15 protein-coding genes are annotated in these 24,048 nt (G+C 65.7%); 13 read left to right on the top strand and 2 right to left on the bottom strand.

The features are described 5' to 3' along the window. Position 1 precedes the first annotated feature (1 nt). From ASE83_RS17085 to ASE83_RS17070, 4 genes are all read left to right on the top strand, one after another. Entirely contained in the window at positions 2-1,573 is a 1,572-nt protein-coding gene (locus tag ASE83_RS17085) for a family 43 glycosylhydrolase (RefSeq protein ID WP_055793386.1), read from the top strand. A 37-nt stretch (positions 1,574-1,610) separates the two neighbouring features. Beyond that, positions 1,611-2,477 (top strand): glycoside hydrolase, encoded by an 867-nt coding sequence (locus ASE83_RS17080; protein ID WP_235513039.1) that lies wholly within the window; start codon positions 1,611-1,613, stop codon positions 2,475-2,477. Positions 2,478-2,691: 214 nt separating this feature from the next. Then, complete coding sequence (locus tag ASE83_RS17075; RefSeq protein WP_082443113.1) at positions 2,692-3,336, top strand: GntR family transcriptional regulator; 645 nt, start codon at positions 2,692-2,694, stop codon at positions 3,334-3,336. Positions 3,337-3,737: 401 nt separating this feature from the next. Continuing rightward, entirely contained in the window at positions 3,738-6,455 is a 2,718-nt protein-coding gene (locus ASE83_RS17070) for a TonB-dependent receptor (RefSeq protein ID WP_055899512.1), read from the top strand. A gap of 78 nt (positions 6,456-6,533) precedes the next feature. On the opposite strand, the gene ASE83_RS17065 is transcribed toward ASE83_RS17070, so the two are convergent. Then, positions 6,534-9,281 carry a DUF5695 domain-containing protein gene (locus ASE83_RS17065; RefSeq protein ID WP_055793257.1) on the bottom strand — a complete coding sequence of 916 codons (2,748 nt, stop codon included), beginning with the start codon at positions 9,279-9,281 and terminating at the stop codon, positions 6,534-6,536. A gap of 217 nt (positions 9,282-9,498) precedes the next feature. Further along, entirely contained in the window at positions 9,499-12,381 is a 2,883-nt protein-coding gene (locus ASE83_RS17060; protein ID WP_200921923.1) for a TonB-dependent receptor plug domain-containing protein, read from the bottom strand. A gap of 192 nt (positions 12,382-12,573) precedes the next feature. On the opposite strand from ASE83_RS17060, the gene ASE83_RS17055 reads away from it, so the two are divergent. From ASE83_RS17055 to ASE83_RS17015, 9 genes are read left to right on the top strand one after another with little or no spacing between them, the layout of a single operon-like run. Then, positions 12,574-15,024: a S9 family peptidase gene (locus ASE83_RS17055; RefSeq protein ID WP_162236589.1), complete on the top strand. Its 2,451-nt coding sequence runs from the start codon at positions 12,574-12,576 to the stop codon at positions 15,022-15,024. Then, positions 15,021-16,256, top strand: a complete 1,236-nt coding sequence (locus tag ASE83_RS17050) for an MFS transporter (protein WP_055793246.1) — start codon at positions 15,021-15,023, stop codon at positions 16,254-16,256. Before ASE83_RS17055 ends, ASE83_RS17050 begins: the two co-directional genes overlap by 4 nt. A 6-nt stretch (positions 16,257-16,262) precedes the next feature. After that, on the top strand, positions 16,263-17,144 hold the full coding sequence (locus ASE83_RS17045) for a proline iminopeptidase-family hydrolase (protein ID WP_055793243.1): 882 nt from the start codon (positions 16,263-16,265) through the stop codon (positions 17,142-17,144). Continuing rightward, a complete protein-coding gene (locus ASE83_RS17040; protein ID WP_055793240.1) occupies positions 17,141-18,547 on the top strand; it encodes an ethanolamine ammonia-lyase subunit EutB in 1,407 nt (468 codons plus the stop codon). The genes ASE83_RS17045 and ASE83_RS17040 overlap by 4 nt, the downstream gene beginning before the upstream one ends. Further along, positions 18,475-19,317: an ethanolamine ammonia-lyase subunit EutC gene (gene eutC / locus ASE83_RS17035; protein ID WP_327196423.1), complete on the top strand. Its 843-nt coding sequence runs from the start codon at positions 18,475-18,477 to the stop codon at positions 19,315-19,317. Before ASE83_RS17040 ends, eutC begins: the two co-directional genes overlap by 73 nt. Positions 19,318-19,374: 57 nt before the next feature. Continuing rightward, positions 19,375-20,292, top strand: coding sequence for a dihydrodipicolinate synthase family protein (locus ASE83_RS17030; RefSeq protein ID WP_235513037.1), 918 nt, complete (start codon positions 19,375-19,377; stop codon positions 20,290-20,292). Beyond that, on the top strand, positions 20,292-21,287 hold the full coding sequence (locus ASE83_RS17025) for a 4-hydroxyproline epimerase (protein ID WP_055793376.1): 996 nt from the start codon (positions 20,292-20,294) through the stop codon (positions 21,285-21,287). Before ASE83_RS17030 ends, ASE83_RS17025 begins: the two co-directional genes overlap by 1 nt. Positions 21,288-21,317: 30 nt before the next feature. Beyond that, positions 21,318-22,733: an amino acid permease gene (locus ASE83_RS17020; protein ID WP_055793231.1), complete on the top strand. Its 1,416-nt coding sequence runs from the start codon at positions 21,318-21,320 to the stop codon at positions 22,731-22,733. Further along, positions 22,730-23,974, top strand: a complete 1,245-nt coding sequence (locus ASE83_RS17015) for an NAD(P)/FAD-dependent oxidoreductase (RefSeq protein ID WP_055793227.1) — start codon at positions 22,730-22,732, stop codon at positions 23,972-23,974. The genes ASE83_RS17020 and ASE83_RS17015 overlap by 4 nt, the downstream gene beginning before the upstream one ends. Positions 23,975-24,048: the final 74 nt, after the last annotated feature.

Here is a 24,048-nt window from a genome sequence, read left to right as displayed (position 1 = left end):
GATGCGGCGTATCGCTCTGCTCGCGGCGTTCCTGCCTGCATCGCTGCTTGCGCAATCCGGACCCGTGCCGGAGACGATCCATTCGCGCGGGAATCCGATTTTGTCGGACGGGCGCTATTACTCCACCGATCCCGCCCCGTTCGTTGACGGCGATACGCTGTGGATTCTGGCCGGCCGCGACGAAGCCCCGGCCGGGGTCAACGACTTCGTGATGAACGAATGGCAATTGCTGGCGACGACCGATCCCAAACGCGGGACGTGGCGGCATTACCCCGCCATTGCCCGGCCGGAGGCGGTCTTTGCGTGGGCGGAGCCGGGTCGGGCCTATGCCGGACAGATCGTCAAGGGCCGTAACGGGCGCTTCTATCTCTATGCGCCAGTACTGACCCGCGACGACACCGCGCAGGACCGGTTCGCGATCGGTGTCGCGGTAGCCGACCGACCGACCGGGCCATGGCGCGATGCGCATCCTGCCGGGCCGATCGTGTCGCAGCGGGTGCCCGTCGCCAACGACATCCAGAATATCGACCCGACCGTGTTGATCGACGATGATCGCCGGGTCTATCTCTATTGGGGCACGTTCGGCCGGCTGCGGGGCGTGGAACTGGCCGCCGACATGGTGACGCCGATCGGTGAGGAGCGCGCCATCACCGGGCTGACCGGATTTTTCGAAGCGCCATGGCTGATGAAGCGCCACGGCACCTATTACCTGCTCTACGCCGCCAACAATGCCGGTCCCGACAGCCCCTGCACCCCCGCGCTGTACCATGCGTGCCAGGCCTATGGCACCGCGCCCTCGCCGCTTGGCCCGTGGACCTACCGCGGGGTGCTGCTCGCGCCGGTCAGCTCGACTACCAGCCATGCCGGCGCGGTCGCGTTCAAGGGGCAATGGTATCTTGCCTATCACACCGCCGATGCAAAGGGCGGCGGGCATTTCCGTCGGTCGGTCGCGCTCGACCGGTTGGAATGGGACGACAGCGTTTCCCCTGCCGCGATCCGTCGCGTCGTGCCCACGCGTGCGCCGCGAGCACGACCCGCGCCGACGCGCAACGTCGCGCCGAGTGCGGCGGTGTACGCGTCCAACGCGCCGATCCCGACGCAATACTGGATTCGCGCGCTGAACGACGGGCTGGTGCGCACCGCACCGCTGCCGCCCGACATGTGGGGAACATGGACCGGAGCGAACCCGCCGCGCCCGTGGATCGAATATCGCTGGCCCCGGCCGGTGACGCTGACCGGTAGCCGCATCTTCTTCTTCGCCGATCAACCGGCGGGATCGGGCATCGGCGTCGTGCCGCCCGCCGCCTGGCATTTGGAATACTGGGCAGGCGCATGGAAAACGGTCCCGGGCGCGAGCGGCTATGCAACCGGTGCGGACGCTTGGCAGGCGGTCGAGTTTCCACCGCTGACAACGCGCTGCCTGCGCGCGGTGTTCGACGCTTCGCAAGCCGGGGGCAGCATCGCCGGTATCGGCGTACAGGAATGGGAAGCGCTTGCCCCGACCGCCGCAGCCCCACGGGCAGCACCGGTCGCGCCCGTCCCACCCTGCGACGAACCGGCGATCGTCAAATGACCGGGACATTTGCCGGATCGACCAGGGGGGATGTCGCATGAAGGCTTCGATCGGCCTGACCTTGGTCGTGCTGCTTGCGGGATGCACGACCGCCCGCATCGGCCCGCCGCCGCCCGCGCTCAGGCTCGCGCCCTTCTACACCCGGTCGATCGATGCCGGCGGCATTCCGGTCAGCGGTTCGAACGCCGTTCCCGACAAGGCGCTGCGCGCCGCGCGCTCGATCATCGACGCGATGCTTGCCCGGCGGCCCGACCTGCGCCGCGCGCTGGTGGCAGAGGGGCAGCGCGTGGCGATCATGGGGCGCGAGGAAGGGACGCTCGACCTGCCCGAACAGAGCGACTGGAAAAAACCGGCGATCGACGATCCCCGACTGACCCGGTGCGAGCGCAAACATTATGAGGAACGCATCGGCCAGCGCAGCGACCGCGACTATTGGAACGCGCGCGCCCGCGGCATGGGCGGCCTATTGACCAGCGCCGCGACCGAAAACCTGCTCGGCGAACCGGGAACCCGCTATTATGGCGAGAATATCTTTGTTCACGAGTTTTCGCACGCGATCCTGGGTGCGGTGCGGACCGCCGATCCGGCGCTGTATCAGCAGGTCGAGGCGGCCTATGCCGACGCGATGCAGCGCGGACTGTGGAAGGGCGAATATGGATCGACGACCGTCGACGAATATTGGGCCGAGGGAACGCAGTTCTGGTTCGAGTCGAACAAGGTCGTGGTGATCGACGGCCGCCAGATCCTTTCCGCCGCCGATATTTCAGCGTACGACCCGGCGCTAGCCCGTGTGCTGCGGAGCGTTTATGGTGATCGCCATCATCTGAAGGCCGATATATTCTGGCGGCACCCCGCCCGCGTTCCACCCGGCGGTCCGCCGACAAGCACGGCGGAGGTTTGCTGACGCTGCAATGCAGCGCTTGCCGGGATAACATTCGGCAAGTATACGGTATTCCGGCAAATGGAGCTTATCGATGACGGGCGGTTTGGAAGGGCGGTCTCCTGCGACGACCACGCAGGTGCACAACAGCAAGCCGGATTTGTCCATAGTCGCCGACGATACCGGAAGCGTGGCCATGCCGGAACCGGCACCGCGCGGTATCGACGAGGGAAGCGGCATGATCGTCGTACGCACGCTGTCGGAACGCGTATTCGAAATCGTTCGCGAACAGATCGTCACCGGCAAGCTCGGTAACGATGCACCGATCCGGCAGGATGCGCTCGCCGCAAAATTGGGGGTCAGCAAGATTCCGGTGCGTGAGGCGCTAGCCCGGCTCGAACAGGAAGGTCTGCTGACCAGCCAGGCCAATCGCGGCTTCTGCGTCCAGCCGATGTCGGCGGCGCAGGCGGAGGAAATCTACGCGTTGCGCCTTGCCATCGAGCCGGCCGCCGCTGCCTATGCGTCCAGCCGAGCCGACGCGCGCGCCCACGCTGCCGCGATCGCCGCGTTCGAACGGCTCGACCGCGCCGCCGGCAACAATCTGCCGCAGGTTGCGGTATGCAATCGCGACTTCCACGTCGCTCTGGTGCGGCCCGGCGAACGGCTGCTCACGACGCAGATGGTGGAACGGCTGTCGATCCTCGCCGAACGCTATGTCGTCGCCCATCTGGCACCCGCCGGCCGCGACACGCGCGCACATCTGGAGCATCGCGCGCTGCTCGACGCCTTCCTCGCCCGCGATGGCGTCGCGCTGGAGGCGCTGTTGAGCGCGCATATCGGTGCCACGCTCGACGACCTGCGGGAACAATTCTCCGCCACCTAAGTCATAATGGCCGATCCGACCCATGGCTCGGGTCGTCGCGTCTTCACTTCTGCCATAAGCGGTAACCCTAGCCCGGTTGCATGGCTCAATTGTCGGTGTCTGGCGTAGGCACATCCGTAGCAAGAGCCGCTCGCTATTGACCGGTCAGCGGACGCTCCACATCAAAGCCGGGATTCTCAGCCTCCATTCGCCAGCGCGTCCTGTATCGTTCGAAAGCAGGTCATATTCGCGCATCATCGATCGATGGCGTCGCAAGCGGCGAAAGCGCCAGACCACGTACCCCTGCGGCAAATCTATCACGACTTACCTTCGCCGGATTTGATTATTTGTCCGAGTACTCGACAGCTGATAACTTTCATATGAGCGTATACGATATAAGGAATGCTGAGGGGGACTGGGACATGCGGTTAAAGGTTGCGTTGACGAGCACGACGGCGGCGGGGCTGGCACTCATGGCGATGCCTGCCGCCGCGCAGACGGCACCGACAGCGGCACAAGCTGCGGAACCCCTTTCCGGCCCGGACCGTGATCCGACCAAGGAAATCCTGGTCATCGGCATTCGCGGCAGCGTCGCGACCGCGTCGGCAAAGAAGAAGGACGCCAAGCAGATCGTCGACTCGGTGGTGTCCGAGGATGCCGGCAAGCTGCCCGACAACAACGTCGTTGAAGCATTGTCGCGCGTGACCGGCGTGCAGATCGACCGCGCGCGCGGCCAGGGACAAAGCCTGACCATCCGTGGTCTCGACGGCGTGCAGACCACGATCAACGGCAACGAAACCAGTCTGGGTGCCGGTCGCGCGCTCGACCTGTCGGTGATTCCGGCCGAACTGGTGAAGTCGATCGACGTGTACAAGACGCGCACCGCCGATCAGGTCGAGGGCAGCATCGCCGGCACGGTCAACGTCCAGTTGCGGCGTCCGCTCGAATTGAAGGAAGGCTGGACCCTTGCCGGCAGCGTGCGCGGCGCGTGGGACGAGAACAGCAAGAAGATCAGCCCCTATGCCAGCGCGCTGATCGGGAAGCGCTTCGACACCGGCATCGGCGAAATCGGGTTCCTGGTGAACGCGGCGCTGACCAAGACCTTTTACCAGGAAACCTATATCGAGAGCGAGTCGCCGGACGCCGCCCCCAATCTGCCCAACGTCGTCGTCCCCTACCGCGCGCAATATGGTCTGGAGGCGGGCAACGTCCGCAGCCCTTCGATCAACGCGGTGGTCCAATGGCAGGCGAACGACGACCTCGATTTCGTGTTCGAGGGCGGGTATATCGGCAGCCGCGAACAGCGCTCGGTCGACCGCATCTTCACGCTGAACCGCGAAGGCGGCGTCGCCTATAGCAACGTCGAACTGATGCCCGATGGCGTGACGGCGCGGAAGCTGACCGTCAGCCGTGCGACCCCCAACGCGGCGTTGCCGGTGTTCATCGACGGCCAGTACAACAGCAACTATTCCGATCTCTACACCACTAATTTCGAGACGCATTGGCGCAGCGATCGGGCGCAGGTGAACGTCAGCGCGCAGTATAACTGGAGCAAGGCAGGCAATTATTTCGTCCAGCAGATACTGCAACCGACCGGGCTGACCTCGTTCACGGTCGATTTCGCGTCACAGCAATATAATGGAGGTGTGCCGTCGATCACGTTGAACGGTGCCAACCTGTCCAACCCGGCTAATTACGGCGTCGAACGGTTCCAGGACAATTCGGGCGGATCGTCGAACAAGGAGTTCGTTTCGCAGGTCGACGTGACGCTGAAACTCAGCGAGAACAGCCTGTTGCGGTCGCTGCAAACCGGTGCCCGCTTCAGCCAGCGGATCACCAGCAACTATTACGGCTATCGCGACGGCTTCCCCCGCGTGAACGGTGCCCGCGCGCCGCTGACCGGCTTTCCGGGGGGTAGCGAAGCCGCGTTGACCGGGCCGAAGATTGATGGGGTCGATACGCTGCAATGGTATCGTATTCCCGGCGCGACCGTCCTCGACAATATCGACGCGATCCGCGCCTATATCCAAAAGACCAATCCGGGCAACGCGGCCCGCTTCGCCAGCGAAAAGCCGGCAGGCGATCTCGGGCAGACCTTCGCATCGGAAGAGAACCGCTGGGCGATGTTTGCGCAGCTAAGCTATGCCTTCGACATGCTGTTCCCGGTCGATGGCCTGTTGGGTGTGCGTTACGTCAACACTTGGGGAACTTCTAGCAGCTTCAACTACCGGCCCGGTGACGCCAGCAACGGCTTTCAGGATATCATCCAACCGTCGCCCGGTCGCGGAAATTACGAAGACATCTTGCCAAGCGCCACGGCAACCATCCATTTTACGCCCAAGGCGCAACTCCGGCTATCCTATACGACAAACGTCCAGCGTCCAGGCTTCTACGATATTCGTCCGTTCTACTATGCCGAAACGCGTGCGAACCCGCCGATTATCTTTTCCGGCAACCCGGATTTGAAGCCACAGACCGAGCACGCCTTTGACGCCAGCGCCGAATATTACTTCGGGCGTGGCGGGCAGCTAACGCTGGCGGCCTATTACAAGAAGGCGTCAAATTTTCTCTACTACGATCGGGTCCAGGCGCTCGACCTAACGGCCTACGGCTTGCCGGGTCAGGCGGGCTTCGTCGAGCAGCAGCGCAACGCGGGTGACGGCACCTTCATCGGCATCGAGGGCACGGCGCAGTCCTTCTTCGACTTCCTGCCCGGCATCCTGCGCAACTTCGGCGCCAGCATCAACGGCAGCTATGTCGCCAAGGCCCGTGTCGAATATCCGTACCCGGAAGACTTCCCCGGCGCCTTCGATTCCCTGAATACATCGAAATGGACCGCCAACGCCGCGCTTTTCTACGATACGCCGACCTTCAGTTCGCGTGTGGCGTTCAACTATCGGTCACCCTATCGCGGCGGCATCTGGTATCCCAACCCGGAATATTCCTGGTATCAGGACAATACCTACCGCCTCGACGCGGCGGTCAACTACACGCCGGTGAAGTTCATGACGCTGTCGATCGAAGGCGGCAACCTGCTCGGCAACGACGTCTATCGCTATTTCGGGCAGAATAACCTGCTGCCGCTGGGCGTCCGGTTGCAGGCGCGGACCGTGCAGGCGAGCGCCCGCTTCCGCTTCTGATCCCGGTTACAAAGCATCGAAAAGCCCCGCACCGAGCGACACGGTGCGGGGCTTTTCATTTGCCCATGGCGGCGACCGCTATTTGGGTGCCAGCACGATGTCGGTCGGGCGCGAGGACAGCTTGATGGTCCAGCCGCCACGTTCGAACGTGCCGGTCGCCGAACGATAGGCCGGGCCACCGGTCGTCGCCTCCACCATCATCCGTGCGGCAGGAGCGGCCGGCGTCGCCGGGTCGAGCGTCAACGTGATCCGACGCGTCTTCGTCGAATAGATCGCGCTCCGGATCTTGCCGGCCTCCAGCGTAACCCATTGCCCCACCGGCGCGACGAACAGCCGCGCACGCGCGCCGTCCGCCGGGACGATCGTCACGCTGTCGCCCGCCGTCGTCACCGCACCGCCGAAGCCGATCCAGCCAAAGGTCGGATCGTCGACCAGATAGCTGCCCGCTGCAACGGCATGGCCGTAAAAGCCCATGCCATAGTCGCCGCTATACGGGTCCCACTTCATCATGTCGGGCCAGGCGTGGAATGCGGCCGAGGACGCACCATCGGCACCGATATTGGTGATCCCGCCCATCATCCCGCCATAGGCGACGCGCAACAGGTGCAGGTCGGCGGGATTGCGGCGATAGGCGTCGAACAACGGCACGGCGTTGAGCGCCGATCCATAATGGTGAATCTGTCGCTCGACGCGGGGATATTTGCCGCCATAGAGAAAGTCCCAATAGCGGCGAGCATTGCCGTTATAGCCCCAGGACGGAATAGTCGGGTCATAGCCGAGGATCACCTCGCGCGTGATCTCCGCCTGCGGGCGGTACCCGAAATACTGCATCCACGCATAGACTTCGGGCTGGCCGGTCGAATCCCACGCCATTTCCGAACCGAAGGGATATTTCAGCGTGCGCCAGTGATCGGCACGCTGCTTCATCAGCCGCTCCATCTCAGTCGCCTGCGGGGTCAGCCCTTCGCGCTTGAGATCCTTCAGGATGTCGACGAAGACATCGCCCTCCATCAACCCGAACTGCGTATAATAGGGCGCGTCGCGCATCATCGCGACGGCGGTCTGATAGGCATGGTCGAGATACCAGCGCCAGTCGTGGCGACGGGCCAGCCCCGGATGGTTGCGGGCGGTGCGATAGAGCACCCAATGGCCGATCGCGACATGCGGATAATTGTACGCGCGACCGAGATCGCCGGCGTCCTTCTCGCTCCACGAGGTCCACGACTTCCATTTGTCGGCCGAGAACGCGCCATAGGCGTCGGGGAATTTGGCGGGATCATAGTAGAACAGGCTCTTCTTGACCGCGCCGGCGTGGGGGCTATCCTTCACCTGCAGATTGCCGACGACCGATCCGTCGATCAGCCGCTCCAGCTTGGCGATCTCCTCCGGCACCGGATTGTCGAGCTGCTTCATCGTCGCTGCGACCCAGCTGCCGCCGCCGCCCTCGTCGCTCATCCCCGCGATCCAGACGCGCGGTTCGACATCGACGATCCGCTTCGCCTCATTGTCCCACGTCAGGATCGACGGGGTGCGACCGAACCGGTCGCCCTTTCCCTCATACCATTGTTGCGTCGTCGAAAACCGGCCGAGATCGGCCATGGTCTGGTCGAGCGGCTTGGTGATGTAATAGCTGACCGTCTGCCGCTCGCCATTGGCGTAGGTCAGCGTGAGCCGGGCAGGGCCGAAGCCGTTCGCGCGCACGGCCAGCCGCGTCCAGCCCTTTGCCAGCCCCGCGCGGGTCGCCGTCAGCGCGCCCGCCGGGTGACTTTCGATCGCCGTCAGCGCGCTGGGCGCCTTCAGGAACAGCGACGCGGGCTGATCGGTCGGTACGACATAGCCGGGAATGCCGACTGCGACGGGGCGTGCCTGCGCGATCAGCGTCGGTTCGATCGCCCGGATCGATGGCGACCGGACGAACCGCACCCCGATTTCGACCGTCTGCCCGGGCGCTATGGTACGGCTGGTGGCGGCGTTCCACTGCTCACCCGCGTCCTTCCATTCGCGCGCGACATAGCCGGCGGAATGGACGGTCCAGTCGTAGAACCCCTCCGACGTCTGGCCGCGCTGGCTGCGGTCGGTGAAGATCGATCCGTCACGGTCCTCGCGCGGGTTCTTGAGCGGGACATAGGCTTCCAGCGGCGTGCCCCGCTGGGGCAGGACCAGCAACGCAGGGCCACGCCCGTTGAGGCGGGTGACCTGCAGATACCCCGCGTCGCGCCCGATATAGGGATCGACGAAGCTGGCCTGCGCATGGGCCTGATCGAGATCGCGATCGGTGATGATGTTGTCGAACACCATCGGCATCCCGAGCGAACCGATCTCGACCGGCGTCGTGCCGGCGTTCGTGAGCGCGAAGGTGAGACCGAGCGTCCCCCGATCGTTCGTCCAACGCCTCGTTATGTTTACCGGAATGCCCGAACCCATCGTCGCGGTAATGTCGGCGGCGGCGAGCGTCGCGCCGCCTGCCGGCAAAGGTCGTATGGGAGCGCGCTGGTGTGCGGAGCTATAGTCGCGCCATTCGCCGCCCGGCGTACGAAGCCGCAGATGGAGGTCGCCGATATGGTTGTAGCCGTCGCCTGCCCGCTCCGCCTCGCGCGCGGTCGGCACGAAGCTGAAGCCTGTATCGTCGGTCGGCGACAAGCGCGCCAGCGTCTGCGTATCCGTTCGCAGCGTCAGTTCGAACGCGCCGACCGCGAACGGCGTAGTGGCGATCGCAGGAAAACCGGGCTTGGCTGCCTGCGCGTCGGGCTGCGCCTGTATCGGCAGTGCGAACCCAAGCGTCACCGTCGTGGCGAGCAACGCGGCGATGTGGCGCGACTGCGGCATTCTATACCCTCCCGGTGGTCAGACGAAGCGCTGACCTACCGAAGTGTACGAGCCTAAATCACGACGAGCAATCTTATTATACGGTATAATATCACTGAAAGTGGTATTACCGGTGCGCGCTATATAGCGGCATGGCCGTAGAGCGTGGCCGGTCGATTCCGGCACCCTCTACGGCCATGTTCCCCGTGCAGGGCAGCAAAGCCCCGCCGACCGTCGATCAGTAGTGAATGCGGGCACCCACGAAGAAGGTTCGTCCAATCACGTCATACACGCCGGCCTGGTATCCGAGTTCGAAGTTCGCACCGCCCGCTTCGGCACCGGGGATACGTGGCGGCTTGCGGTCGAAGGCGTTGTTCAGGCCGCCCGACAGGTCGACGCCGGGCAATACCCGCACCCATGCGGAGAAGTCGTTGTAGAATACGTCCGGCGTATAGACCTCGTCATGCGTAGCACTGCTGATCGCGGTGCTGGCGCGCATCGGCGAGAAGTGCCGCAGCGTCCAGTTCGCGCCCCAGGTTTCGGCGGTATAGGCGGTGCGTACGACGCCCTTCCACGTCGGCGATCCGAACACGCCGCGATATTCGGTGGTGGTCGTCGGATCGGTCGGGTCGAGCGTATATTCGCGCTTGAGCAACCGGGTGTAGTTCGCGTCGATCGACAGCTTGCCCGTGATCGCCGCCACGCCCAGCCGGTCGAGCGACGTCGCATATTGCAGGCCGAGGTCGATGCCGCGCGTCAGATACTTGGCGAGGTTCAACTTCTGCGTGACGACCGACAACAGGTTGCGGTTGGCGTCACGTTGGACGAGGGGGCAGAAGATGTTGTTCAGGGTCGGCTGATCGACGCACTTGTTGATGAGCGTCTGCGCCGGGAAGGCATCGATCGAATCGCGCAGGTCGATGTTGAAATAATCGACGGTCAGCGACAGGCCAGGAATGAAATGCGGCTGCAGCACCGTGCCCACGGTCAGCGTGCGGGCAGTTTCGGGCTTCAAATCGAGGTTCCCCTTCGAAATGATGTCGCGATATTGCCAGTAGGTCTTGGTATCGCCGGGCGCTATCGTCGCGCAGTTCTTGGCGGTATATTGCGTCTTGTCGGTACGGTTGACCACGTTCCAGTTCTGGCACGGGTCGGTGATCCACATCCCACCGATGCTGCTGGCCGTGTAGAGTTCGCCGATATTCGGCGCGCGCACCGCCTGTCCATAGGTCGCGCGGAACCGGATGTCGCGGAACGGCGCCCATTCGCCACCGAACTTGTACGTCGTCGTCTTGCCCGCAGTGCTGTAATCCGACAGCCGCACCGCGCCGTCGACCGACAGCGATCGGAAGCCGGGCACGTCCTTCAGCAGCGGTACGTGCAGCTCGCCATAGACTTCCTTCACGTCATACTTGCCGACCAGCGGCGTCGCGGTGACGCCCAGCGTCGGGTCGTAGCGGCTGCTGGTCGGGTCATATTCCGCCTGAACGCCGATATCGTTGCTTTCCTTGCGATATTCCGCGCCGACCACCGCCTGCACGCTGCCGCCCGGCAGGTCGAACAGGCCGCCCGAGACATAGCCCGACACCACCTGCTGCTTCATGGTCGACCGCGCCCAGCTCGACGAGTACTGGATGTAGTCGATCATCCGCTGCGTCAGCGGCAACAGCGGGTTGATCGCCACGCAGCCGTTGTTCGGGTTGGTTAGCGTGCTGCGGCACACCGCCTGTCCATTGGCGCCGCGCGTCGAATCCAGCCCCTGATACCAACGGCGGTAAGAGGTGGCGTTGACGTCGCGCACGTCCTGCTGGGTGACGCCGTAGGAATAATAGGTCGAATAGTTCCAGTCATGGGCGAGCAGGCGGAAATCCCCCTCGGCGCCTACCGCGCTCTGGAACGTCTGGCGCCGATAGACGGTCATCGGCGTGCCGACCTCCATCACCCGGCGCGCGAAATACAGGCCGTTCGCCGGCAGCGCGCCACCGTTGGCGGCAAGGATCGCCGACGTGATGAACGGGCTGTCGGCGGGAACCGCGTCCGATCCGAATGCGGTCAGCGGCGCGTATGCCCCCTCGGACCGGTTCTGCGACAGCGAAGCGTTGGCGAACAGCTTGAGCGCCGACGACACTTCGTAATTGCCGCTGACCCGGGTCGAGAAACGCTGGCTTGGTACCGACAGATACCATCCGTCGTAGCGCCCGTGATACTCACCGCCCGAATTGGTGATGAGCGTGCCCAGCGCCTCATTGTTGGAGTTCGAGATCGTGACCGGCGTCGCGTTGGTGAAGCCGCGCGACCCCAGTTGCGGCGCGCGGAGCGACCCGTCGTTGTTGATCGCGAACAGCTTGCCATTCAACACGACCTGCGGCGAATTGGACGAATAGATGTTCTGGTTATCGTCCGAAATATAGTATTTCTGCCCCGACCGCTGGCGGGTGTAGAAGGGGTAGCCGCCCGCCGTCCATGGCCGGTCGGCACCGGTGATCGATCCGGGCTGTTCTTCATAGAAGCCGTAGAGCGTAACGTTGCCGCGTCCGTCGGCAAAGTTGCGCCCGCCGGTTAAATCCATGCTGTAGACGTTCATGTCGCCGCGCGTCGACGCGCCGTAGCGGAAATTGGCATCGACGCCGTGGAAGTCGCGCCGGGTGATGAAGTTGGCGACGCCGGCCACTGCATCCGCCCCGTACAGCGCCGATGCGCCGCCGGTCACGACATCGACCCGCGCGATCAGGCTGGCGGGCAGGTTCGACAGGTCGACCGCCGACGTGCCCGGGATGGACGGCACCTGCCGGCGACCATCCACCAGCACCAGCGTACGCTGCGTGCCCATGCCGCGCAGGTCGAGCGCGTTGATGCCGGCATTGCCCGCCAGATTGCTGGTCTGGTTCGTCTGCGTGATCGCCAGTGCAGGCAACTGGTTGATGACGTCGCCGATCTGCGTCGCGCCGGTCGCGCGGATCTGATCGGCATCGACGGTTGCCACCGGCGACGGGCTGTCGGCAGCGATGCGGCGGATGCGCGATCCGGTGACGAGGATTTCGTCGTCTTCGCTCTTGGTATCGGTTGCGGCGCTGTCGGCCTTGCCCGGCACCGTCTGCGCCATCGCCATAACCGGCGTCATCACCCCACCCAACAACAATGCAATCCGGATCGTCGCCAACCTACCCATGTCGTCCCCCTGTAATTATCCGGTATACAAAATACAGATTGGCGATCGTGTCAACTTCGTTTATTGCAACGCAACAATCGATGGATGGCCGATGGCATGGCGCAAGAAACCGAGCCGTTGGCGGGGGACGTGGGAATGGACAGGATGAACGACCGTAAATTTCGGTGCGTTGCGCGTGCCTTACGCTGCACCGCGCTGCGCGGGCTGGCTGGAAGCGGGTTGATGCTGGCAGCCGCCGTGCCGGCATTCGCACACGAAAAAACTGCCCCGAAGCCGGTACCGGTCTCCACGCCACAGCCCGTGCGGCCGCAACCCTCGATCGCCGAACGCTATGCGCGGGCGGATCGATTCCAGTTTCCGGCGATCGCCCCGCTGCTGGCCGATGCCGACGTACGCGCCACCTTCACCGACGACAGCCGCTTCCTGCTCTACTGGACCGGCATTCCGGGGCGCCGGACCCTGCAACAGCGCGACCTGTCGAGCGGGACCGTCCGGGCATTGACCGACGAACCGGGCATGGTCCGGCTGCTGACCGTCGCGATGGCCAAGCCGGTAGATGCCGACAAGCTGTCAGTCGAAAATCCGGTGTTCGACGCCACCACCGGCGCGCTGGCGTTCGATGCGTTCGACAAACGCTGGCAGTTGTCGGCTGCCGGCGTGCTGAGCGAAGCGCCGGCCGGCACGCCCGATGGTGAGGGCGCGGTGTCGCCCGATGGCCGGTTCGAAATCATCGCGCGCGATTTCAACCTGTTCGCCCGCGACCGCAAAAGCGGCCGCACCGTCGCGCTGACCACCGACGGCACCCGCGAACAGCCCTATGGGCGCAGCATCCCGCAACTGGCCGACATATTGAAGGCCGGGACCGAAGACCCGGTCATGCCGGTGTCGGTCGTCTGGTCGCCCGACAGCCGCCGGATCATCACGTGGCGGCTCGACACGCGCGACGTGAAGAAGCTCAGCATCACACAGGAAAACCCGCCGGGCAGCTTCTATCCCCGGTCGTTCCAATACGTCTATCCGCTGGCCGGTGCCGAGAAGCTGCCGCAGGCGACGCGGTTCGTCGTTGATGTCGAACGCGCGCTCAAACGCCGCCGGGCGCAACTGGTCCCGCTGGCGATCCCGTCCGAATCGATCCTGTACCCGATGCCGCCCGACATGGGGTGGCACGACGGCAAGCCGCAAATGGCATGGACCGAGCGCGGCTATGGTCAGGTCATCGTCTATCGCGCCGATCCCGACACCGGCGCGGCGCAGATGATCGCGCGCGAAGCGGTGCGTCCGCTGGTGACGGTGACCAGCAGCTTCTTTCGCGCCGCCCCCGAACTGGGTGGGGTGCTGAACGTGTCCGAGCGCAGCGGATGGGCGCAGCTGTATCTGGTCAAGGCCGACGATCCCGATGGCGGCACCCCGCTGACGAGCGGCGCATGGGAAGTCATCGGCATCGATCATGTCGATCCGGCCCGCCACAGCATCCTGTTGACCGGTGTCGGACGCGAGAAGGATCGCAATCCCTATTACCGCGCCGCTTACCGCGTCGGCAGCGATGGCGCGACTCCGCCGATATTGCTGACCCCCGAACCGGTCGACCATGACATGAGCGTGTCACAGGACGGCAAATGGCTGGTCGATGCGATGTCCAGCCCGGCGATGCCGACGCGGACGGTGCTGCGCGACGCATGGGATGGCCGGATCGTTGCCGAATTGGCGCGTGCCGACGACGGCCCGCTGCGTGCCACCGGTTTCGTTCCGCCCGAACCGTTCCGGGGCGTGGCGGCGGACGGACGCACGCCGATCTACGGCATGATCTGGCGGCCGATCGGCTTCGATCCGGCGCGGTCCTATCCGGTGATCGAGGAGGTCTATACCGGCCCGACCACGACGCAGGTCCCGACGACATGGCGCGGATCGGTCGCGGCACGGCAATCCTCGCTGGCCCAGGTCGGCGCGATCGTCGTGTCGATCGACGGCACCGGTACGTCGCGGCGGGGGCAGGCATTCCGCCTGCCCGCCTATCGCAATCTGGGCGAGGTCGGGCTGGACGACCACATCGCGCTGATCCGCCAGATGGCGGTCCGGTACCCGTATATGGATGTGAACCGGGTCGGGGTGTATGGCGGATCGGCCGGTGGCTATGACGCCGCCCGGTTCGTGCTGCGCCGCCCCGAATTCTACAAGGTCGCGGTCGCATGGGCGGGCAACCACGAACTGCGGCTGGACAAGGCATGGTGGCCCGAAGTGTCGATGGGCTATGCCGATGCCGCCACCTGGGACCGCAATTCCAACCTGTCGGTGGTCGGCAATTTGCGTGGCAAGCTGTTGCTGGGCCATGGCGACATCGACGACAATGTGCCGGTAACCGAAACGATGCGGCTGGCCGATGCGCTGATCCAGGCGGGGCGCGACGTCGACCTGCTGATCCTACCCAACAGCTCGCATCGGCCGAACCGCCCCTTCTACTGGCGCAAGATGCGCGATTACTTCGTCCGCAACCTGCTGGACGAGGCACCGCCGCCATTCGCGCCGCCGGTACCGTCCACCCTGGTGCCCACGCCAGCGCCGGCGATCGTGCCAACCACGTCGGCGGGTGCCCGATGACCGGCCGTCGCACGCTGCCGGTAGCCGTGATGGGCCTCGCGAACCTGACCTTCGGGGCCTATGGCGCGCTATGCCTGATGACCGTGCCGCAATTGCTGGCGGCGCGGGGCGTGCCGCAGGTGACGATCGCGTCGATCACCGCGCTGGCGCTGATGCCGACCTTTTGCGGGTTCCTGATCGCGCCGATCCTCGACGTGCGGTTCAGCCGCCGGGCCTATGCCATCGTGTTCGGCTTGCTGGCAGCCGGCATCGCCTTTGCCGTGATGCGCAATCTCGATTCGATCGGACGCCTGACCCCGCTGCTGGTGACGGGGTTCCTGGCGGCCAATCTCTATTACAACGCCTTGGGTGGATGGTTGGGGACGATCGTCCCGGCCGGTCAGGAAGGGCGGCTCGCGGCGGGGTTTACCGTTGGAAACGTCGGCGGGTTCGGCATCGGTGCGATCCTGTTCATGACGTTGCTGCGGGGTCTGCCGGAGACGATCGGCCCGTTGGCCTGCGCCGCGTTCATCGCGCTGCCGATGGTGTTGCTGGCGTGGATTCCGGCCCCCAAGGGCGATCGGCGGAGCGCTCGCGAGAGCTATGCGACGCTGCTGCACGAACTGGGCGTGCTGATCCGTCGCCCCGTCGTCCGGCGTACGCTGTTCCTGTTCTGCCTGCCCGCCGCCTCCTTTGCGCTGACCAACAGCCTGGGCGGGTTGGGCGGCGAGTTCGGTGCGTCGGAACGCTTCGTATCGGTCGTGGCCGGGATCGGCGTCACCGGATCGGCGATCATCGGCACGTTGTTCGTGCCGGCGCTGGTGCGGCGGATCGAACCGCTGTTCATCTATCTCGCGATCGGCGTGACCGGCGCGTGCTTCACCCTGTCGTTGTCGGTCCTGCCCCATGTCCCGGCGGTGTTCGCACTCGCGCTGTTCGGGCAGAACGTGTTCCAGGCGGCGGCGTTCGCGGTCGAAAGCACCATCGTGTTCCGCAGCATCGGCGAGGATAATCCGCTGGCCGCCACGCAGTTCGCGTTCCTACAGGCAGCGACCTGCCTGCCGATCGCCTATATGCAGGCGCTGGACGGGCAGGCCTATGACCGGGGCGGGTTGCACGCGATGCTGGCGACCGATGCCGGTGCGTCGCTGCTCGCCTGCGGGCTGCTGCTGCCGGTCGTGCTGTTCTGGCGGGCAAGGCGGCGGGCGATGACGATCCCTCCCCTGCCCGCGCCCGTCCTTTCCCCGGAGTGACCGTGCATGTCCGCTGAACCCGAGATCGTCGACATCCTCCTGTCGAGCGGCCACCGCGTCACCGGTTACCGATATGGCGACGGGCCGGAGACGATGATGCTCGCCAATGGCGGGCCAGGCCTGCCCAGCCTGTATCTGCGGTCGCCGCACGCCCGGCTGGTCGATGCCGGATTCCGCGTCGTCACCTGGGATCAGCTCGGTTGCGGCGCATCCGACCGGCCGACCGATCCGGCGCTGTGGACGCTGGCGCGCTACGTGGCGGAGGCGGATGAGGTTCGCGCGGCGTTCGGGATCGATCGGGTCCATTTCCTCGGCCATAGCTGGGGTACGTGGCTCGGCACCGAATATGCCCTGACCCATCCCGATCGCGTCGCCAGCCTGATCCTGGCCGATGGCGCGTGCGACATTCCGCATCTGGTCGAGGAATTGAAGCGACTGAAGCTGGGGCTGGGTGCCGAAACGGTGACGATGATGGCCGCGCACGAAGCGGCGGGGACGATGGACCATCCCGAATATCAGGCGGCGATCACCATCCTGAACTATCGCCACGTCTGTCGTCTCAAGACCTGGCCCGAACCGCTGACCACGGCGCTGGCCGACTGGAATACCGACCCGTATCACACGATGCAGGGACCCAACGAGTTCACCTTTACCGGCAACATGACCGACTGGAACCGCATCCCCGCAATGGGCCGGATCGCCGCCCCCGCGCTGGTGCTGACCGGAGTGTATGACGAACTGACCCCGGCCTGTTCGGAACGGATGCACCGGGCGCTGCCGAATTCGCGCATCCACGTATTTCCGAACAGCTCGCACATGCCGTTCTACGAGGAACCGGAGGCATATTTCGCCGTGCTGATCGATTTCCTGACCTCGATCGGCCGATGACCCTCGCCATCGACCTGCTGGGTACGCGCTACCGTTTCGCCGGGCTGCGCGAATTGCTGGCAGCGGCGTCGCCGTTCCGGTCGGGCGACGTACTGGCCGGCATCGCGGCGCGCGATGCGACGGAGCGGGTTGCGGCGCGGTATGTGCTGGCCGACATGGCGCTGTCCACCTTCCTGACCGATGCCGTCATCCCCTATGAAGCAGACGAGGTTACGCGGCTGATCGTCGATCGGCACGATGCGGCGGCATTCGCGCCTGTCCGGCACCTGAGCGTCGGCGGGTTTCGCGAATGGCTGCTCGCCGACGAGACCGACGGCGCGGCCATCCTGGCGGTGTCGCCGGGCATCACGCCGGAAATGGCGGCGGCGGTATCGAAGCTGTGTCGCAATCAGGACCTGATCGCCATCGCCGCGAAAATTCGCGTCGTCAGCCGGTTCCGCAACACACTGGGCGAGCGGGGAACGCTGGGCGTGCGGCTGCAGCCGAACCACCCGACCGACGATCCCAGCGGTATCGCGGCGGCGATCCTCGACGGGCTGCTGCTCGGCTGTGGCGACGCGATGATCGGCATCAATCCGGCGCGCGACGATCCGGCGGGCATGGCCGAGCTGCTCCACCTGATCGACGCGGTGCGCGAACGCTATGTCATTCCGACGCAGAGCTGCGTCCTGTCGCACATCACGACCGGCATCGACGCGATCGAACGCGGCGCGCCCGTCGACCTGCTGTTCCAGTCGATCGCCGGGTCCGAGGCGGCGAATGCCGGGTTCGGCATCACCTTGGCCCTGCTGGCCGAGGGGCACGACGCCGCCCGGTCGCTGAACCGGGGAAGCATCGGGCAGCAGGTGATGTATTTCGAGACGGGACAGGGATCGGCGCTGTCGGCGAACGCCCATCACGGCGTCGATCAACAGACGATGGAGGCACGCGCCTATGCTGTCGCGCGGGCGTTCGATCCGTTCCTGATCAACAGCGTCGTCGGTTTCATCGGGCCGGAATATCTCTACGATGGCAAGCAGATCGTCCGCGCCGGACTGGAGGATCATTTCTGCGGCAAGCTGATGGGACTGCCGATGGGGGTGGACGTGTGCCACACCAACCATGCCGAGGCGGATCAGGACGATATGGACACGCTGCTGACGCTGCTGGGCGTGGCCGGGGTCAATTTCGTGATGGGCGTTCCCGGATCGGACGATGTGATGCTGAACTACCAGTCGACCAGCTTTCACGACGCCCTGTACGCACGAAACCTGCTCGGTCTGGGGCCTGCGCCGGAGTTTGCCGCTTGGCTGCGCGCGATGGGGCTGGCCGAACCGGGCGGAGCACCGACATGCGCGACACTGGCGCAGGGTGCGGCGCATCTGCCGCTGCTGTCGGCGTTCGACGGTGCTGGACAGCCATGAGCAACGATCAGCCGCCGGGTCCTCCGGTCCCGCAGTCCCCTTATCGCACGCAGGCGCGGATCGGACTGGGCCGGGCTGGAAGGGGGATGGCGACCGCGCCGATGCTCGCGTTCCAGCTCGACCATGCCCGCGCGCGCGACGCGGTGCATACCCCGCTGGATGTCGCCGCGGTCGCCGCCGCCCTGTCGCGACCGGCGGTAGTAGTGGACAGCAACGCCGCCGATCGCCCGACCTATCTCACCCGCCCCGACCTCGGCCGCAGCCTCGCGCCCGTCCCATTGGCAGAACTGACTGCGCGGCGTGGATCGGGATGCGACCTCGCGATCGTGCTGGCCGACGGGCTGTCCGCCGCCGCGCTGCACGCACACGGTGCAGCGGTCGCCAACGGGGTGATGGCGGCGCTGTCCGACTGGCGGATCGCCGAGCCGGTGATCGCGCGACAGGCACGGGTCGCACTGGGCGATGCGATCGGCGAAGCGCTGGGCGCCGCAATCGTGCTGGTGCTGATCGGCGAGCGGCCCGGCCTCAGCGCGCCTGACAGCCTCGGTGCCTATCTCACCTGGGCGCCAGTGACCGGCCGCCGCGACAGCGAACGCAACTGCGTGTCGAACATCCGACCGCCGCGCGGCCTGGCATACGCCGATGCGTGCGACACGATCACCTGGCTATTGCAGGAAGCGCGCAGGCGCGGCGGAAGCGGCGTCACGCTGAAGGATTTGCGGCAGTCGGATCACCCGCGCGACGCGACAGATTTCATTTGCAACAATTAGTTTATATCGTATACGATAATGGCTCTATTGGAGAATGGTTGGAATATGAGTTCGAGCATGTGGACGGGGGTATATCCCGCAGCGACGACGCAGTTTGCGGCGGATGGTTCGGTCGACATCGACGCGACGCAGCGTGGGCTGGTCGCATTGGTCGAGGACGGCGTCGACGGGCTGATCCTGCTCGGCACCTGCGGTGAGAACAACTCACTCGACGTCACGGAAAAGCACGCGGTGCTGCGCGCCGGTGTCGAAGCGGTCGGCGGGCGCGTGCCGCTGGTCTGCGGCGTGTCGGAGTTCACGACGCATCGCGCGGCGGCGTTCGCGAAGGAGGTCGAGGACATCGGCGTCGACGCGCTGATGCTGCTGCCGGCGATGGTCTATGTGCCCACCCCGAACGAACTGGCGACGCATTTCCGCACCGTCGCGGAAGCGACCGGCCTGCCGATCATGCTGTACAACAATCCGCCCGCGTACCGCGTGTCGGTGGATTTCGCGACGCTCGACCTGCTCGCACCGGTCAAGAACATCGTCGCGGTCAAGGAAAGCGCACCAGATCCGCGCCGCTTCACCGACGTCATCAACCGCTTCGGCGACCGCTATATCGTGATGGCGGGTCTGGACGATGTCGCGCTGGAGGGCATGTTGCTGGGCGCGAGTGGTTGGGTTTCGGGCCTGACCAGCGCCTTCCCGCAGGAATCGGTCGCGCTGATCGCCGCCGTCTATCGCGGCGACTGGGAAGAGGCGCGCCGTATCTATCGCTGGTTCATGCCGCTCCTCCATCTCGATGCCGAGCATGACCTGGTGCAGTCGATCAAGCTGGCCGAGGAGATCATGGGTCGCGGGTCGGAACGCGTCCGCCTGCCCCGCCTGCCGCTGGAAGGCGCGCGGCGTGCCGAGGTGATCGCCATGGTCGAGAAATGCGCGGCGACGCGGCCGGTGCTGAAGGAAGCGTCGCTCTCGGCTGCCGCCGCCTGATGCGGCACACCTTCTTCTGCATCGACGGCCATACGGCGGGCAATCCCGTCCGCCTGGTGACCGGGGGTGCGCCGCTGTTGCGGGGGTCCAGCATGGCGGAGCGGCGGCAGGATTTCCTCGCGCGCTTCGACTGGATCCGCACCGGATTGTGCTTCGAGCCGCGCGGGCACGACATGATGTCGGGCGGGTTCCTGTACCCGCCGTGCGGCGATGCGGATGCGGCGATCCTGTTCATCGAGACGTCGGGCTGCCTGCCGATGTGCGGGCACGGCACGATCGGGATGATAACCTTCGCCCTGGAAAACGGCCTCATCACCCCGCGCGAGCCGGGACGGCTGCGCGTCGAGGTGCCCGCCGGAGTGATCGACATCGATTATGTCGCGGACGGCAACCGCGTCCGGTCGGTGAAGATCCGCAACGTCCCCGCCTATCTGGCGGCGCAGGGCATTCGGATCGACGTGCCGGGCTTCGGTCCGCTGTCGATCGATGTCGCCTATGGCGGCAATTATTACGCGATCGTCGAACCGCAGGGGGCCTATACCGGGCTGGACGATCTGGGCGCGGCGCGGATCATCGAACTCAGTCGGACGATCCGCGAGCAGGTGCGCGCGGTCTATGAACCGGTGCACCCCCAAGAGCCGACGATCCGCGGCGTCAGCCATGTGCTGTGGGCCGACAAGCCCAGGGGCGAGGGCGCGGACGGGCGCAACGCGGTCTTCTACGGCGAACGCGCGATCGATCGCAGTCCGTGCGGCACCGGCACTTCGGCCCGCCTCGCCCATCTGACGGCGACCGGGCGGCTGTCGGTCGGCGACCGGTTCGTGCATGAAAGCTATATCGGCAGCCGCTTCATCGGGCGGGTCGAGGCGGAGACGAGGATCGGCGATCAGCCGGCGATCGTGCCGGCGATCGAGGGATCGGCGATCGCGACCGGCTTCAACACGATCTGGATCGATCGTGAGGACCCGTTCTTCGCCGGCTTCACGGTGGTATGACGGTCGAATAACAACAAACGGGAGGGGCACATGGCACGAGGAATTCTGGGGCCGTTGAAGCCCCTCGACGTAGGCGATGCGGAGCCGGATCGCCGCTTGCGCAAGACGCTCAGCTGGCCGCATCTGATCGCGCTGGGAATCGGCGCGATCGTCGGCACCGGCATCTATACGCTGACCGGCGTCGGCGCGGATCGCGCCGGGCCGGCGGTCATCCTGTCGTTCGCGATCGCAGGCGCGGTGTGCGCGTGCGCCGCGCTGGCCTATGCCGAAATGGCGACGCTGATCCCGACCGCGGGTAGCGCATATACCTATACCTATTCGGTGATCGGAGAGAGCGTCGCCTGGATCGTCGGGTGGAGCCTGATCCTCGAATATTCGCTGGCGTGTTCGACCGTCGCGGTCGGGTGGTCGGCCTATCTGGTCGGATGGCTGGAAAGCGCGGGCGTGCATCTGCCCGCGCTGCTGCTGTCGGGGCCGCATGGCGGGGGAATCGTGAACCTGCCGGCGGTGCTGGTGGCGCTGGGCATCGCCGCGATGCTGGTGGCGGGGACGAAGGAGAGCGCGACGTTCAACATCGTGCTGGTCGCGATCAAGATGGTCGCGCTCGCCGTATTCGTCGTCGTCGCACTGCCCGCGTTCAACGGCGCCAATTTCGAACCGTTCATGCCATACGGCTTCGGCAGCCATGTCGAACATGGCGCAACGCGCGGGGTGATGGCGGCGGCGGCGATCGTGTTCTTCGCCTTTTACGGCTTCGATGCGGTCGCGACTTCGGCGGAGGAAGCGCGCAATCCGGGGCGCGACCTGACGATCGGCATCCTCGGGTCGATGGCGGCGTGCACCGCGATCTACATGGGCGTCGCGGTCGCGGCGATCGGGGCGGTCAGCTATATCGACCTTGGCCAGTCCGCCGAGCCGCTGGCCTATGTGCTGCGGACCTTGCAGTATCCCTTCGCGGCATGGGCGATCGGGCTGGCGGCGTTGATCGCCCTGCCCTCGGTCATCCTGGTGATGATGTACGGGCAGAGCCGCATCTTCTTCGTCATGTCGCGCGACGGGCTACTGCCGCGATCGTTGAGCCGGGTGTCGGCGCGGACCGGGTCGCCCGCGTTGGTGACGATGGTTACGGGCGTGTTCGTGGCGGCGGTGGCGGGGTTCTTCCGCCTCGACGAGATCGCCGAACTGGCCAATGCCGGGACGCTGCTGGCCTTCATCGCGGTCGCGGCCTGCATGATGGTGCTGCGCAAGCGGGCGCCCGACATGCCGCGCGTGTTCCGCTGCCCCGCGCCGTTCGTAGTGGGCACGCTGGCGATCCTCGGATGCATCTACCTGCTCGTCAGCCTGCCGACGCATACCCTGGTCCGGTTCGGGCTGTGGAACGTGGTCGGGGTGGTGTTCTATCTCGGCTATGGCCGGGCGCGCAGTCTGGTGCGGGCGCGCGCGTGACCGTCGACGCGCCCCGGACCGCCATCGTCATCGGCAATGGCGTCGTCGGCCTGAACGTCGCGCTGGCGCTGCAACGACGGGGGACGCAGGTGACGATGGTGGCACCCGACGCCCCCTGGCGGGGCGCCTCCTGGGGCAATGCCGGCCATATCGCGGTCGAACAGGTAGCGCCGCTGGCGTCGCTGGCGACCGTGGCGAGCATCCTGGGCCGGCTGTTTTCGCGCGGCGGGGCGGTGGCGCTTCCGCTGGGGGCGATCGCGGCTTGGTTGCCCTTTTCGCTGCGGCTGCTGGGCGCCGCCCGGCCGACACGGTTCCGGCGGGGCAAGGCGGCCTTGGCGGCAATGCTGGCAACCGCGATCCCGGCATGGCAGCGCGTGCTGGAGGATGCCGGCTCGCCGGGACTGTTGCGCATCGACGGGCATTTCGTCGTGTGGGAAACGCCGAAGACCGCGGCATTGGGTCGCGCGGTATGGATGGCGGCGGACATCGGCACGGCAACAGTGCGCGACGCGACGCCCGACGAACTCGCGCAACTCGCGACCCTGACCGACCGGCCGATCGCGGGCGCGATCCGCTTCCTCGGCAGCGGCCAGATCACCGATACCGGCGCGCTGGGAGAGGCACTTGTCGCGCGGTTCGTCGCGGCCGGAGGGAAGGTCGTGCACGACCTCGCCCGGTCGATCGTGACGCGCGAGGGTCATGCGCACGTAACGCTGACCCAAGGCGGACCGCTCGACGCCGATGTAGCGGTGATCGCCGCCGGCGCGGCATCGGGGGCGCTTGCCGCATCGGCCGGGATGACCGCACCGCTGATCGCCGAACGCGGCTATCATATCGAGGGCGATCCTGGCGACTGGCCCGCCGATCAGCCGCCGGTGGTGTTCGAGGATCGATCGATGATCGTCACCCGCTTCGCCGATCGGCTGCGCGCGGCCAGCATCGTCGAATTCGCACGCACCGACACTCCACCCGACCCGCGGAAGTGGGATCGGCTGTCGAGCCATGTCGCCGCGCTGGGCCTGCCCCTCCACGACCCGATCGAGAAATGGATGGGCGCCCGGCCGACGCTTCCCGACTATCTGCCCGCGATCGGACGACGAGGGCCTGTCGCCTATGCCTTCGGACACCAGCATCTCGGACTGACGTTGGCCGCGACGACCGGCGAAGCATTGGCTGCGGAACTGTACGGCGAGGCACCGGCGTTCGACCTGTCGCCGTTCGATCTTGCCCGGTTCGGATAAGCGACCGACCACACTTGATCGTTGCCGACGAACATGGCGCCCAATCATAAGATGGACAGGCTTTGCATCCCAAG

This window comes from Sphingomonas sp. Leaf32, from assembly GCF_001421765.1.
Taxonomy (GTDB): domain Bacteria; phylum Pseudomonadota; class Alphaproteobacteria; order Sphingomonadales; family Sphingomonadaceae; genus Sphingomonas.
The sequence above is the reverse complement of the archived record's forward strand: the minus strand, read 5'-3'. Positions and strand labels throughout refer to the sequence as shown.

What these genes read in the sequence shown, in the direction of transcription:
- ASE83_RS17075 (WP_082443113.1), top strand. Translation starts at nt 2,692, where the DNA reads ATGATCGTCGTACGCACGCTGTCGGAACGCGTATTCGAAATCGTTCGC.
- ASE83_RS17040 (WP_055793240.1), top strand. Translation starts at nt 17,141, where the DNA reads ATGACCCTCGCCATCGACCTGCTGGGTACGCGCTACCGTTTCGCCGGG.
- ASE83_RS17060 (WP_200921923.1), bottom strand. Translation starts at nt 12,381, where the DNA reads ATGACGCCGGTTATGGCGATGGCGCAGACGGTGCCGGGCAAGGCCGAC.
- ASE83_RS17030 (WP_235513037.1), top strand. Translation starts at nt 19,375, where the DNA reads ATGTGGACGGGGGTATATCCCGCAGCGACGACGCAGTTTGCGGCGGAT.
- ASE83_RS17070 (WP_055899512.1), top strand. Translation starts at nt 3,738, where the DNA reads ATGCGGTTAAAGGTTGCGTTGACGAGCACGACGGCGGCGGGGCTGGCA.
- eutC (WP_327196423.1), top strand. Translation starts at nt 18,475, where the DNA reads ATGCGCGACACTGGCGCAGGGTGCGGCGCATCTGCCGCTGCTGTCGGC.
- ASE83_RS17025 (WP_055793376.1), top strand. Translation starts at nt 20,292, where the DNA reads ATGCGGCACACCTTCTTCTGCATCGACGGCCATACGGCGGGCAATCCC.
- ASE83_RS17080 (WP_235513039.1), top strand. Translation starts at nt 1,611, where the DNA reads ATGAAGGCTTCGATCGGCCTGACCTTGGTCGTGCTGCTTGCGGGATGC.
- ASE83_RS17050 (WP_055793246.1), top strand. Translation starts at nt 15,021, where the DNA reads ATGACCGGCCGTCGCACGCTGCCGGTAGCCGTGATGGGCCTCGCGAAC.
- ASE83_RS17065 (WP_055793257.1), bottom strand. Translation starts at nt 9,281, where the DNA reads ATGCCGCAGTCGCGCCACATCGCCGCGTTGCTCGCCACGACGGTGACG.
- ASE83_RS17085 (WP_055793386.1), top strand. Translation starts at nt 2, where the DNA reads ATGCGGCGTATCGCTCTGCTCGCGGCGTTCCTGCCTGCATCGCTGCTT.
- ASE83_RS17045 (WP_055793243.1), top strand. Translation starts at nt 16,263, where the DNA reads ATGTCCGCTGAACCCGAGATCGTCGACATCCTCCTGTCGAGCGGCCAC.
- ASE83_RS17055 (WP_162236589.1), top strand. Translation starts at nt 12,574, where the DNA reads ATGAACGACCGTAAATTTCGGTGCGTTGCGCGTGCCTTACGCTGCACC.
- ASE83_RS17020 (WP_055793231.1), top strand. Translation starts at nt 21,318, where the DNA reads ATGGCACGAGGAATTCTGGGGCCGTTGAAGCCCCTCGACGTAGGCGAT.